Below are 13,532 nucleotides of genomic sequence, written 5' to 3'. Positions count from 1 at the left end.
CATACACACATTTACAAAACCTTTACAATTCATTAAAACAAGCTTTACAGAAGAAGTTTATTATTAAACTTGTAAGAAAAACGAACACGATAAAAACAAACCAAATTTCGTAGGGGGAATTAAGTAATGAAAAGCTTTAAGAAATTAGCACTAACAGCTATGATGACTGGTGTGCTAGCAATCACTGCAGCTTGTGGCGCACAAGGTACTGAAGGCAACAAAGAACAAGCTGGCGAAGAAACAAAGCAACTTCAAGGTGAAATTAAAATAGACGGTTCATCTACAGTTTTCCCAATTATGGAAGCAGTGGTTGAAGAATATGGCATGACACAGCAAGGTGTTAAAGTTTCCGTCGGATCATCGGGAACTGGTGGCGGTTTTAAAGCTTTCATCGCAGGTGAAACTGAATTAAGTAATGCTTCTCGTCCAATTAAAGATGAAGAAGCAGCAAGTCTTAAAGAAAAAGGCATAGATTTTACAGAAGTAAAACTAGCATTTGACGGTCTTTCAGTTGTCGTAAATAAAGACAATGACTGGGTTGACCACTTAACAATTGATGAATTAAAGAAAATTTGGATTGAAGACGGAACTGTAAAAAAATGGTCTGATATTCGTCCGGAATGGCCAGATGAAGAAATCAAGCTATACTCTCCGGGTGCAGACTCAGGAACATTTGATTACTTCGATGAAGTAATTCTTGATGAACAACCGATTGTTCAAAAAGCAACTCTTTCTGAAGATGACAATATTCTTGTACAAGGTGTAAAAGGCGATAAGAATGCAATTGGATACTTCGGTTATGCTTACTATGCAGAAAACAAAGACGCTTTAAAAGTGGTTCCAATTGATGGCGGAGAAGGACCTGTTGAGCCGACTAATGAAACAATTGAATCTGGTGAATATGCACCACTTTCACGTCCATTATTCACTTATGTGAAAAACTCTGCTATTAAAGATCAAGAAGAAGTATATGATTTCGTGAAGTTCCTTTTAGAAAATGCTGCGACATTATCTGAAGATGTTGGATATGTAAAATTACCTGAAGAAGAGTATACAAAACAGCTTGAAACACTAGAAACTCTTAAGTAGGATCTAGAATTATATAGGTGAGAAGCACTAAGATGTGCTTCTCTTCTTGTCATGTGAATGAAAGGGGTTTTCAATTTGACTACTCAAAACACTAATTCCTTCTCGGTACAAAAAATGATTCAAGAGAAGAAGAAAAAGAAAAGTGCTGGTGGAATTACAGAAAAAATCATGCCTTATATTTTGTTCTTAGCGGCCGCTGTCTCTGTTTTGACAACGATTGGCATTGTTCTTACGCTCATTTTTGAAACATTTTTATTTTTTGATGCGGTATCGATTAAAGAATTTTTTACAGCTAAAGTATGGTATCCTTTCTCTGAAACCAACGGTTCATTTGGTATTCTGCCGCTAATTTTGGGAACGTTAAAGGTAACTGTTATTGGAGCTATTGTTGCGGTTCCTATAGGATTGGCTTCAGCCATTTATTTGAGTGAGTATGCTTCCGATCGAGCACGCAGGATAATTAAACCGATATTAGAGGTTTTAGCTGGAATCCCGACAATTGTTTATGGATTTTTTGCGCTTACCTTTGTTACTCCTATATTACGTGAAATCATTCCATCCCTTGAAATTTTTAATGCTCTAAGTCCTGGTATTGTAATTGGAATCATGATAACACCGATGATTGCTTCTCTTTCAGAAGATGCGATGACATCGGTCCCAAATGCTATGCGTGAAGGTGCTCTTGCACTAGGAGCGACTAAATTTGAAGTAGCCATTAAAGTTGTCCTGCCAGCAGCTGTCTCTGGAATTATTGCTTCTATTGTATTAGGAATCTCACGTGCAATCGGTGAAACCATGATTGTAGCCGTTGCGGGTGGTTCTACTCCTAATCTTGAGTGGAATTTGACGGGCTCCATTCAAACGATGACTGCATATATTGTCCAAGTTAGCCAAGGGGATGTAGGTTATGGTACGACGATCTACTATAGCATTTATGCAGTTGGTATGACGCTATTTGTGTTTACTTTAGTGATGAATTTATTAGCACAATACATCACCCGTCGTTTTAGGGAGGAATATTAATGAATTTAATTAATCACGAAGCTGTTGTAAAAAAGATGAAACCAAGATTATCTAAAAATTCTATTTCAAAATGGATATTTTTTGCATTAACCATGTTTGTACTATTAATATTAGGAGTATTATTATATCGGATATTCTCTCAAGGATTTGGCTATTTAGATTTACAATTTTTACAAAGTCTCCCTTCAAGGAAGCCTGAAAATGCAGGGGTATATGCTGCGTTAATTGGAACCATTTGGCTTATGGCGGTTGTTGCTCCTGTTTCTTTATTGCTTGGAGTAGGTACTGCCATTTATCTTGAAGAATATGCAAAAGACAATGCAATTACTAATTTTATTAAAGTGAATATCTCCAATCTTGCAGGTGTTCCGTCTATTGTTTTTGGATTACTTGGTTTAACAGTCTTTGTGCGTGCATTAGCATTTGGGACAAGTGTGCTGGCTGCAGGGTTAACCATGAGTTTACTTGTTTTGCCTGTTATTATTGTAGCTTCACAGGAGGCTATTCGTGCTGTGCCTAATCAATTAAGAGAGGCTTCATTTGGGTTAGGGGCTACTAAATGGCAGACGATTGTTCGCATTGTTCTTCCTGCTGCGATTCCAGGAATACTTACTGGCGGAATTTTGGCTCTTTCCCGTGCAATCGGAGAAACAGCACCGCTTGTTGTCCTTGGTATGCCTTTATTCCTTGCATTTTTACCAAAAACATTTTTAGATAGTATAACCGTATTACCTTTACAAATTTACAACTGGACAGGCCGTCCTCAAGTAGAGTTTCATGCTTTAGCTGCAGCAGGTATTATTGTACTACTTGTGATGTTAATTATCATGAATTCGATCGCTGTTTTAATTCGAAACAAATTCCAGAAAAGATATTAAGGCTAGTTAGGGAGGCAAACATTATGGAAACATCAACAGCTACTGCAAAAGTTGTTTATCCACAAGAAAAACAAATTGTATATAAAACAAGCGACTTAGATTTATGGTATGGTGATAATCAAGCGCTAAAGAAAATAAACCTAGATATTATGGAAAATGAAGTTACGGCTATTATTGGACCATCAGGGTGTGGAAAATCAACATATATTAAGACATTAAACCGGATGATTGAACTAGTACCCGGTGTAAGAACCTCTGGTGAGATTCTCTATCGAGGGAAAAATATCCTCGATAAATCCTATCAAGTAGAAGAATTGAGAACAAAAGTGGGAATGGTATTCCAAAAGCCTAATCCATTTCCAAAATCTATTTATGAAAATGTCGCTTATGGACCTAAAATACATGGCATTCGTGATAAAAAAATCTTAGATCAAATTGTTGAAAAGAGTTTACGAGGGGCTGCTATTTGGGATGAAGTAAAGGACCGTCTCAATCAGAATGCTTATGGGTTGTCTGGAGGACAGCAACAGCGTCTCTGTATCGCGCGCTGCCTAGCGATTGAACCAGATGTTATTTTAATGGATGAGCCAACTTCGGCACTCGATCCTATATCAACATTAAAAGTAGAAGAACTCGTGCAGGAATTGAAGAAAGAATTTAGTATCATTATCGTTACACATAACATGCAGCAGGCTGCACGTATATCTAAGAAAACTGCTTTCTTTTTAAATGGAGAAGTGATAGAATTTTCTGATACTAATAAAATCTTCTCGACTCCAGAAGATAAGAGAACTGAGGACTATATTACAGGAAGATTTGGATGATGAGGTGATAGGATGAGTACGAGATCGAAATTTGATAGTAAATTAGCGGATTTAAAAGAAAAGCTTTTAGAAATGGAAAGTTTAGCAGAGACGGCGGTTCGTGATTCCCTAAGTGCCCTTATTAATCACGATATTGAAAAAGCAAATCGGGTCATAGATGGCGATGATAAAATAGACGCCTTGGAACATGAAATACATGATAGAGCCTTGCTTTTGATTGCAAGAGAGTCGCCTGTCGCCAAAGATTTGAGAACACTTAATGTTGCTTTAAAGGTTTCATCGGAAGTAGAAAGAATGGCAGATATGGCGGTTAATATTGCAAAATCTACCTTGCATATCGGTAATGAAAAACATTTTAAGGAAATCTTGGATATTCCTAAAATGATGGACCTCGCCCTTGAAATGGTATCGATGTCAGTTAAGGCATATATAGACGAAGATGTAATGCTGGCACAAAAATGTGCTGAAAAAGATGATGAAGTGGATAAAATGTTCGGTAATCTTGTCCATGAGCTAATCGGCATGGTACCTGACAATCCTAATGCTACAAACCAGATTATCCAGCTTTCTTTCGTGTGCCGATTTATCGAAAGAATTGCTGATCATTCAACGAATATTGCTGAGAATGTAATTTATCTTGTAACAGGTAAAACGTTTAACCTAAATGAGTAAAATAATAATCCACCTTAGATGAGACAACTTAATTTGTCTCATCTTTTTTTATATGCTGAGAAAATTGTCACTTTATGCTGAAGCAAAATACGACAAAATACGTTTATTGTACAGTTTGCTTACCGATGGTACCATTAATATTATCTATGAAAGAATATTTAGATTACTTTTGCATATATATGTATTTGCAGAATGGAGGAGAACAATGATTGAAGAAATTATTAAACTAAGAGAGGATGGTTTATCGTTCCGAAAAATCGCCTCACACTTAAATACTACGGTTGGAAGAGTCCAATATAGATGGAATAAATATGTTAATAGCCAGGAAAATCAGGAAAATCAAATAGAAGATTATTCTGTTGATGATAAAAAGCAAAAGGAAGACAATGTTTTAAATCAGCCAGCAATCGATTATTATCCGATTAAAGGTGAACTCCAAGTCAAACTAGTTACCCCAAGAAAAGTCATCGTCTATTGGGAAGCGTCGAAGATACCCGAGAAGGTCATTTCTTTATTTTATAACAGAAAATTTGAGGATATGGTCCACATCATAAGACTTTATGATGTTACGGATATCATTTTCACCGGCAAAAATGCACATCATTACTATGATATCGCTGTTCCCTATCATAAGGGGCATTGGTTTATTAAAGGCCTCACAGCTAACCGGAGTTATGTGGCTGAATTAGGTGTAAAATTTAAGGATCATGATTTTTTTCCAGTACTGCGCTCAAATTCTGTTCAAACCCCGCCATTAGGCAATGTAAATGGCAGTGAAATTTATAATAATTTAATACAGGAACAACAAATTGATCAGTACTCTCCCAAATGGATTGATCATGTAAGTACGTACAGTTATTACGGAGAATCAAAAAATATGGAGCAGAAAAATGGATGACAAAATAGTTACCGAAATGACCCAAAAACATTCCTATGACTGGCAATTAAAAATTTTAATTTTAACATGGGAATACCCGCCGAACGTTGTAGGCGGCCTTTCAAGGCATGTTTATGGTCTTTCTATTCATTTGGCCGAGCAAGGTCACCAGGTCCATGTTATTACAGCAGGGAATGGAGGTCTCTCGGCATACGAGATCATGAATGGTGTTCATGTCCATCGTGTGACGCCTCTTAACAACCAGGACGATCATTTTCTTTCTTGGATTGCTGGTCTGAATCTAGCTATGAGCTATAAAGGTGAAATAATATCAGAAGATATAAAGTTTGATATTATCCATGCTCATGACTGGCTAGTAGGAGCTTCTGCCATTACGTTAAAAGAGGTGCTATCAATACCATTACTATCTACGATTCATGCGACTGAACATGGTAGAAATAATGGTATTCATACAGACATGCAGAGGTTCATCCATGAAAAAGAACTTCAACTAATTACCGAATCAGATCAAGTGATTGCATGCAGTAATTATATGAGAGAGGAGATTTTAGGAAACTTCTATCTCTCAGACAAAAAAATAACCATTATTCCAAATGGTATCGAACCAAGTGATAGTGAAGTAGATTCAAATAAAGTCTTTCCGTTTATTAACAATAGAAAGTATATTTTTTCAGTTGGCCGAATCGTTAAGGAAAAAGGATTTGAAACCTTAATTGAAGCGGCACAGGCGGCAAAGGACAGGGGACAAGAGATTTATTTTGTTATTGCTGGCAAAGGGCCCATGCTGGAAAGATATCGGAAGATGGTTACAGAAAAACAATTAGATCATTATGTTGCTTTTATTGGCTATGTTACAGATGAGGAAAGAAAGGCATTATTAGCGAATAGTGAAATTTCTGTTTTTCCAAGTCTGTATGAGCCCTTTGGAATTGTCGCTTTGGAAGCAATGATATTAGCTAAACCAACCATTGTTTCAGAAACAGGCGGGTTAAAAGGAATTGTTATGGATAGGCAAACTGGCTTGCTAATGGTTCCGGGTGATGTAGAAAGTCTGCTTAACAATATCGACTTCCTTTTGCAGAATCCCCAAACAGCAAAAGAGATTGGTATAAAAGGAAGGAAAATTGTTAAGAGTTTATATGGCTGGAAGCGAATCGCTGCTCAAACAGTTAATGTGATGGAAGATACGCTCCTAGATAAAAGGGCCAATATGAGCGAAAAATCAAGATAATCTAGCAATAAAAATATCCAGTGATGTGTAATGCGGGCAAGAAAATGACCTTTTAAAAAACACACTAGCATTTCCTTTTGAAAAATGATATTATAGAAAAGTCGTATGAACGAACTAGCTTAATCGTTTGGAGGGAAATTGACATGCGTGTAAATATTACGTTAGCTTGCACTGAGTGTGGAGATCGTAACTATATTTCAACAAAAAATAAACGTAACAACCCTGATCGTCTTGAGCTTAAGAAATATTGCCCAAGAGAAAAGCGTACAACAGCACATCGTGAAACAAAATAAGCAGTAGGGCTTCCTGCTGCTTTTTTTGTTGTAAAAAAATAAGGAGACTACGATTTACATGTCCGAAAAAAAACGAATACGTAAAGAAATGAAAGAGAGCCTGGCGCTCCTTACTAAACCTTTTTATGAACATTATTCATATAAAATTGCTAGCACTCTCTATAAAGATGAAGATTGGCTGCTTGCGAACATCATCGGGATCACAATTTCAAAGGAACCCGAAGTCGATACATTTCAAATTATCCGAAAAGCATGGGAAGCAGGAAAAGTGGTTGTCGTTCCGAAGTGCGATCCAAAGGTGAAGACTCTATCCTTTTGGAGAATTACGGAATTTTCGCAGCTTGAATCCGTTTTTTATGGGTTACTTGAACCTAAAATAGAAGAGACCACGGAGGTAAAGCCAGAGGATATTGATCTTTTATTTGTACCAGGGTTAGCTTATACAAGAGAGGGATTTCGTCTTGGTTTTGGCGGAGGGTACTATGATCGCTATTTAGAGAATTATCCAGGGAAAACAATATCTCTTGCATTTCATATTCAGGTTATTCCGCAATTTCCTGTTGAAAAGCATGATATTCCAGTATCGAAAATCATCACAAATGATGAGGTAATTAAAATAAAATGATTCAAACTATAATTGTTCTAACCATCCTTATTTTAGGCGGCATTGCTGGTTATTTAGAACGGTCGTTAACCACTAATGGAGCCATTGCTGCAGTTATAACAGGGGCTGCTGTATACTGGGGATTTGGAATAAAAGGACTTCTACTTCTGGGACTTTTCTTTATAACATCCAGCCTATGGTCAAAATATAAAAGCTCAGAAAAAAAAGCTATTGAAGAAAAATTAGCTAAAGGAGCAACTAGAGATTGGGGCCAAGTGGCAGCAAATGGCGGTTCTGCAGCGCTGCTAAGCATTATATATTATTTTCAGCAGGACTCGGTTTGGTTAATTGGATTTCTAGTTTGCCTTGCGGGTGCGAATTCAGATACCTGGGCTTCAGAAATTGGTACCTTAAGTAAAAGAAAACCTATATACATACGTACATTTAAACCGGTTGAAAAAGGAACTTCAGGAGCTGTCAGTTTATTGGGGACTATAGCTGCCATATTTGGTTCCATGCTAATTGCTTTTGCTGGTACTTGGCTTTTTGACTTGAAGCTATTCGATTTCTTCATCGTTTTTCTGTTCGGCTTTTTAGGCAATGTCATTGATACTTTATTTGGTGCCTTTTATCAGCAGGTTTACATTTGCAATAAATGCGGAATAACAACAGAGAAAAAAGTCCATTGCCAAATCGCAGCCAAAAGAATAAAAGGGTATCAAATAGTGGATAATGATATGGTGAATTTTTTGTCTGGTACTGTCGGGGCTCTGTTGGCCATGATTGTTCTTTATTTTGTAACAAAATAGTTATAATGACAACGTTTTCGGGGTTTTATTTAACTGATAAATATATGTTAACTAATGTACAATATAAGTAACGAATTTATTACTATACGCACTATACACAAAGGAGGAAATATCATGGTTAAAGTAAATAGAGTTGTACTTGTTGGGACAGGTTTTGTTGGCTCAAGCTACGCTTTTGCGCTTTTAAATCAGGGAATAACAGAAGAATTAGTATTAGTGGACTTGAATGAAGCCAAAGCCGAAGGGGACGCGATGGATTTAAATCATGGTTTGCCATTTGCGCCATCTCGAACTAAAATTTGGTATGGAAGTTATGCAGATTGTGATCAAGCTGACCTAGTTGTAATTACGGCTGGTGCCAACCAAAAGCCAGGCGAAACTCGTCTTGACCTTGTAGAGAAGAACACAAACATATTTAAAGGAATCGTTGAACAAATAATGGCAAGTGGTTTTGATGGCATCTTTCTTGTAGCTACAAATCCTGTTGATATTTTAACATATGCTGTATGGAAGTTTTCTGGGCTTCCAAAGGAACGTGTAATTGGATCTGGTACAATCCTAGATACTGCACGATTCCGCTTTTTATTGGGGCAATATTATGATGTCGATACACGTAATGTTCATGCATATATCATTGGAGAGCATGGAGACACAGAACTTCCAGTATGGAGTCATGCAGATATTGCTGGAATGAAAATATCCGAATGGACGAGTAAGCATGAAACGAATCAAGAGGACCTTGATAATATATTTATTAATGTCCGCGATGCGGCGTATCATATTATTGAACGAAAAGGTGCCACCTATTATGGTATTGCGATGGGACTCGTACGGTTAACAAAAGCGATATTACGAAATGAAAATTCAGTTTTAACTGTCTCTGCCTATTTAGACGGAGAATACGGGCATAATGACGTTTATATCGGCGTACCAGCAGTGGTGAATCGCAGTGGAATCAGAGAGGTCGTTGAACTTGATTTGAATAAAAAGGAAAAGGAAAAATTCTCAAATTCCGTAAAGGTATTAAAGGAAACGATGGATCCTGTTTTAAGTAAGTACTAAAAAGAGTAGGATAAAAATAGTCTTCTGCTCACACAATATGAGTAGGAGGGATGAATAATGTCTCGTATGTTGACATCCATATTTATGATAGGGTCAATTGGCTATTTTGCATTCCGCTTTAGGTATCGAATCATTAATTTAATGTTACGATCTGGCTGGATGCGCCGACTTGCGGTAGGCTCAATCATGAGCTTTCCAGGCGTAAAAAACAAAATGATGCAGACTGTTTTTGGAAGACCAACTGAAAGACCATCTGAATGGTGAAAACCACAGATGGTTTTTTTGTTTGAAAAATGCCAACTTGTTTAGTCAGTATTAGGCTTGTTTTTCGTTTATAATGAACTTAACTAGTGAAAAATGAAAACAATCAAAAATACAGTCCTAATAGAAAGTAGTGGAGGTATTGAACCATAAAGAAGATTACATCTATTGGCGATTAGCCTTTTTCTTCATATCGGAGCAAGGCTATCGTATTATCCAATTGTTTGAAAATCAGAAAGAATTATGGCTGGAAAAACTCGAAAATAAAAAAGCTCCAATTGTTCGGTTATTGAGGAAGGATTTCGACTGGAGTAACGCCATGCAAAGAGATATAGAATTTACCGCCGCAAATGGTGAAAAGGTTCGAAAACAGCTTGGCCGTAGAGAGCTCTCGATTGTGAATATCTATGTTAGTCAATTTCCACCTGTTGATGAGTACGAATTTCGGTTGAAACATCCTTTTTTCTTTCCGCAAAGTAATAAAACAAGTGTCAGCTCTGTACTATTATCCGACGGCCAATTTGAGTCAGGGCTTAATTCTTTATCAACTAGACTAGATATGGAGGTCTCCTTCGACATTCAAGATGAGTATTCCGAGCAGGATGTTAACGCTCAAAAGAAAGTAACAATAGATTTTGCGAAACAAATGGCAAAGAAAGAAAAAGAGATATTTACGAATGGTAAGCCATTTTTTACATACGTTTTTATGATCTTCCAAGTGGCTGTTTTTTTATTGTTAGAACTGCAGGGGGGAAGTACAAATACTTCTACTCTTATTAAATTTGGTGCAAAATTTAATCCATATATTTATGAAGGAGAATGGTGGAGGTTCATTACCCCTATTTTTCTGCACATAGGCTTTTTACATCTAGCCATGAATACTCTGGCACTCTATTTTTTAGGGCCGGCTGTGGAAAGAATCTTTGGTAATATACGATTTTTAGTTATCTACCTATTTGCAGGCATAGCAGGAGTTATTGCCAGTTTTATCTATAGTCCAAATATTTCCGCAGGAGCTAGTGGCGCAATCTTTGGCTGTTTTGGAGCATTGCTTTATTTTGCCATGATATATCCGAAACTTTTTTTTCGGACGATGGGACCAAGTGTAATTACCGTTCTTGTTTTTAACTTAATATTTGGTTTTACCGTCTCGATTGTAGACAATGCTGGACATCTAGGCGGGCTAGCCGGTGGTTTTCTTGCTGCAGGAATTGTGCATTTCCCTAAGAAAAAAAGACCAATCTTACAGCTGTTATTTCTGCTGATTTCTGCAGCAATTATCTATGGCTCGCTATTTTATGGCTTTCGGCAATCCGAGACAGGGGGAAATGAAAGCTCAACTATGATGTTAGCTCAAGAATATATTAAACAGGAGAATTATGAACAAGCATACGACGTGTTAACGAAATATGCAGAATCCAATAAACCATCTGCTGAGGTATATTTTGCGTTATCCTTCATTGAAATTAAACTTGGTGAGCTAAAGGAAGCGAAATCTCATCTCCTTAAAGTGATAGAACTGGATCCGGATTTGCCAGAAGCATACTACAATCTTGCATTAATTTATTTAGAGGAAAATGACATATTGAATGCAAAGGAAAATGCTGAAAAGGCAGTAGAATTAAGACCAAATCAACAACAATACACTGAATTGGTCCAGGAACTTAATCGACTGCTCCCATCATCTGACGCAGGAGAATAGGTTCTCCCGAGGCAGTTTCTGTTAATACTAGTAAATGATTTTTATCCGTTGAAATTAAAATAAGCGGAAGGGTACTGCCTTTGGGATTTTCCCTAGTACCGTCTGCTTTTTTTATACCTAGAATATAGTTTTTATATAAACCCTCCCAAAGATTACCAACAATTGCATCCGTCTCTGGTTTTGTAAAACCTGGTAATACACCCTTTGCCAGCTCATTGAATTCGCTTAGGGGAAAAGCCTGATAGTTTTTCAAATTTATTGCAAATTGCCGCAGTCCCTTGTTCCAGCTTAGCTGTAGCATTCTCTCAGTTTGTTGGTCCAGCTGTTTCTTGGTATTTACTTCATCTGCGGCAGCTGTAATGAAGTAAATTTGATCTGATGACATTGCTTGTGAGCTGGTAATTTGATCTTCCTTTTCATGAAGCTCGGCATGGTGAAAAGTAATCGCCTGTAAAAGTGTACTTTTATCAAGCTTGATTCTTTTCTCCTGCTCGAGCTCTGCCGTATTTTGTTTCCAACTCCATAATGCTTCTAATAGGCGTCCATTGGCATATAAGAGCGCTGCATCCTGTCTTAAGTAGGCTTTCCGGTCGAGAGTAGAATGTTCTTTCCAAAGGATTGTACTTGATTGCTGATTCATTAGTGTAAGTGTGGTTTGTGCCGTTTTGAAGGTCACTTTTGGGTCAATGGGAAAGTACGTAATACTTTCCTGTGCCTTCGGATTGGAATGCTGATATAATACAAAAGCTAGAATGAGGAGAACTGATATTCCTAGTAACAAATAGATTTTTTTCATCTGATTCCACCTTCTTTTTTACTATTAATTTAGTATAGTAGTTATATTAATGTTATGGGTGCAACTGGTTGGACATGCTAGATTTTTTGTATCAACATAGTTACATGAAGAACATCTTGAGGGTAGGAGGGGCATAAGGTATACTTTACATGTAATGTTTCTTATTTTTTAGGTAAGAGGGCTAAATGAAATGAAGTCAATCTATGATATTCAACAATTATTAAAGCAATATGGAACGATTATTTATATTGGTGATCGAATAGCTGACCTTCAATTAATGGAGACAGAATTAAAAGAGTTGTATCAAGCTCAGCTAATCGAACCCAGAGAATACTCGACTGCAATGTTAATTTTAAGACATGAAATAAGACTTTTAACAGAAAAAGAAGAAAAAGATAGGTGATTACAATGTCAAAGCAATGGATAGTTGGAGTTGATCTAGGCGGGACAACAACCAAGCTGGCTTTTGTTAATTTGAACGGGGAAATCCTTCATAAATGGGAAATTCCAACAGATAACTCAAACGAAGGTCAAAACATAACTACAAATATTACTAATGCTATTAATCAAAAGCTAGAAGAGCTAAAAGAAGAGAAAACAATATTAATTGGAATTGGAATGGGGGCACCTGGACCGATAAATTATGAGTCAGGTGTTGTCTTAAATGTAGTTAATTTGGGTTGGCAGGATAATTTTCCTTTACAAGAGAGTTTGCATTCTCTAACGGGCTTACCAGTTGCTATTGAAAACGACGCTAACTGTGCTGCATTAGGAGAAATGTGGAATGGCGCTGGTAAGGGAGCAAAAGATTTAGTATGTGTGACACTCGGAACAGGGGTAGGCGGTGGTGTCATTGCTAATGGTAATATCGTACGAGGTATTAACGGTGCTGCTGGGGAAATTGGTCATATTACGTCAATACCTTTTGGCGGTCCACTTTGTAACTGTGGAAAAACTGGTTGTCTCGAAACCATAGCTTCTGCAACGGGTATTGTGCGTTTAGCGGAAAACGAGCTATCCAAGCCCGAAGCAAAGGGAGAGCTTGCTGTGATTCTTACTGAAAATGGAAAGGTAACAGCAAAGGATGTTTTTGATAGTGCCCGTAATGGTGATGAACTGGCTCAAAAAATTCTCGATGAAGTCACTTTTCATTTAGGTTTTGCGCTGGCAAATATCGCCAATACATTGAACCCTGAAATGATTGTTCTCGGCGGAGGAGTTTCTCGTGCTGGTGATATTTTATTAGACTCGGTAAAAGAAAATTTCGCTAAGTTTACTTTTTCAGCGGCTAAAGATTCTACAAATCTTTCACTTGCTACGCTGGGAAATGATGCTGGAGCCATAGGTGCAGCATGGCTGATAAAACATAAATTAAACTTATAAGAAGTAT

General features: G+C 37.2%; 16 protein-coding genes. 15 read left to right on the top strand and 1 reads right to left on the bottom strand.

What is annotated here, in order from left to right:
* The first annotated feature begins 126 nt into the window (after nt 1-126).
* The 13 genes from QNH29_RS22455 to QNH29_RS22395 all read left to right on the top strand — a co-directional run bounded on the left by QNH29_RS22455 (nt 127) and on the right by QNH29_RS22395 (nt 11,346).
* A complete protein-coding gene (locus tag QNH29_RS22455) occupies nt 127-1,089 on the top strand; it encodes a PstS family phosphate ABC transporter substrate-binding protein (protein ID WP_283861521.1) in 963 nt (320 codons plus the stop codon).
* 57 nt (nt 1,090-1,146) lie between these two features.
* A complete protein-coding gene (gene pstC, locus QNH29_RS22450) occupies nt 1,147-2,112 on the top strand; it encodes a phosphate ABC transporter permease subunit PstC (RefSeq protein WP_481858752.1) in 966 nt (321 codons plus the stop codon).
* Nucleotides 2,112-2,990, top strand: coding sequence for a phosphate ABC transporter permease PstA (gene pstA / locus QNH29_RS22445; RefSeq protein WP_283861520.1), 879 nt, complete (start codon nt 2,112-2,114; stop codon nt 2,988-2,990). The genes pstC and pstA overlap by 1 nt, the downstream gene beginning before the upstream one ends.
* A 23-nt stretch (nt 2,991-3,013) precedes the next feature.
* Nucleotides 3,014-3,814 carry a phosphate ABC transporter ATP-binding protein PstB gene (gene pstB / locus QNH29_RS22440; RefSeq protein WP_283861519.1) on the top strand — a complete coding sequence of 267 codons (801 nt, stop codon included), beginning with the start codon at nt 3,014-3,016 and terminating at the stop codon, nt 3,812-3,814.
* A 12-nt stretch (nt 3,815-3,826) separates the two neighbouring features.
* Nucleotides 3,827-4,486, top strand: a complete 660-nt coding sequence (gene phoU, locus QNH29_RS22435) for a phosphate signaling complex protein PhoU (RefSeq protein WP_283861518.1) — start codon at nt 3,827-3,829, stop codon at nt 4,484-4,486.
* A gap of 52 nt (nt 4,487-4,538) precedes the next feature.
* Nucleotides 4,539-5,384, top strand: coding sequence for a DUF4912 domain-containing protein (locus tag QNH29_RS22430; RefSeq protein WP_283861517.1), 846 nt, complete (start codon nt 4,539-4,541; stop codon nt 5,382-5,384).
* Nucleotides 5,377-6,615: a glycosyltransferase family 4 protein gene (locus tag QNH29_RS22425; RefSeq protein ID WP_283861516.1), complete on the top strand. Its 1,239-nt coding sequence runs from the start codon at nt 5,377-5,379 to the stop codon at nt 6,613-6,615. The genes QNH29_RS22430 and QNH29_RS22425 overlap by 8 nt, the downstream gene beginning before the upstream one ends.
* Nucleotides 6,616-6,758: 143 nt before the next feature.
* Nucleotides 6,759-6,908, top strand: coding sequence for a 50S ribosomal protein L33 (gene rpmG, locus QNH29_RS22420; RefSeq protein WP_015594975.1), 150 nt, complete (start codon nt 6,759-6,761; stop codon nt 6,906-6,908).
* 58 nt (nt 6,909-6,966) lie between these two features.
* Nucleotides 6,967-7,533: a 5-formyltetrahydrofolate cyclo-ligase gene (locus QNH29_RS22415; RefSeq protein WP_283861515.1), complete on the top strand. Its 567-nt coding sequence runs from the start codon at nt 6,967-6,969 to the stop codon at nt 7,531-7,533.
* Complete coding sequence (locus tag QNH29_RS22410; RefSeq protein ID WP_283861514.1) at nt 7,530-8,321, top strand: DUF92 domain-containing protein; 792 nt, start codon at nt 7,530-7,532, stop codon at nt 8,319-8,321. Before QNH29_RS22415 ends, QNH29_RS22410 begins: the two co-directional genes overlap by 4 nt.
* A 111-nt stretch (nt 8,322-8,432) precedes the next feature.
* Nucleotides 8,433-9,383: an L-lactate dehydrogenase gene (locus tag QNH29_RS22405; RefSeq protein WP_283865717.1), complete on the top strand. Its 951-nt coding sequence runs from the start codon at nt 8,433-8,435 to the stop codon at nt 9,381-9,383.
* A gap of 57 nt (nt 9,384-9,440) precedes the next feature.
* Nucleotides 9,441-9,647: a hypothetical protein gene (locus QNH29_RS22400; RefSeq protein ID WP_283861513.1), complete on the top strand. Its 207-nt coding sequence runs from the start codon at nt 9,441-9,443 to the stop codon at nt 9,645-9,647.
* 130 nt (nt 9,648-9,777) lie between these two features.
* Nucleotides 9,778-11,346, top strand: a complete 1,569-nt coding sequence (locus QNH29_RS22395) for a rhomboid family intramembrane serine protease (protein WP_349654867.1) — start codon at nt 9,778-9,780, stop codon at nt 11,344-11,346.
* Here QNH29_RS22395 and QNH29_RS22390 read toward each other — a convergent pair.
* Complete coding sequence (locus QNH29_RS22390) at nt 11,309-12,142, bottom strand: hypothetical protein (RefSeq protein ID WP_283861511.1); 834 nt, start codon at nt 12,140-12,142, stop codon at nt 11,309-11,311. The genes QNH29_RS22395 and QNH29_RS22390 overlap by 38 nt on opposite strands.
* A 190-nt stretch (nt 12,143-12,332) precedes the next feature.
* On the opposite strand from QNH29_RS22390, the gene QNH29_RS22385 reads away from it, so the two are divergent.
* Nucleotides 12,333-12,545, top strand: a complete 213-nt coding sequence (locus QNH29_RS22385; RefSeq protein ID WP_283861510.1) for a YqgQ family protein — start codon at nt 12,333-12,335, stop codon at nt 12,543-12,545.
* 5 nt (nt 12,546-12,550) lie between these two features.
* Nucleotides 12,551-13,525 (top strand): ROK family glucokinase, encoded by a 975-nt coding sequence (locus tag QNH29_RS22380; RefSeq protein ID WP_283861509.1) that lies wholly within the window; start codon nt 12,551-12,553, stop codon nt 13,523-13,525.
* The last annotated feature ends 7 nt before the right edge of the window (nt 13,526-13,532 follow it).

It is taken from the genome of Neobacillus sp. DY30, assembly GCF_030123065.1.
GTDB lineage: Bacteria > Bacillota > Bacilli > Bacillales > Cytobacillaceae > Neobacillus.
The sequence above is the reverse complement of the archived record's forward strand: the minus strand, read 5'-3'. Positions and strand labels throughout refer to the sequence as shown.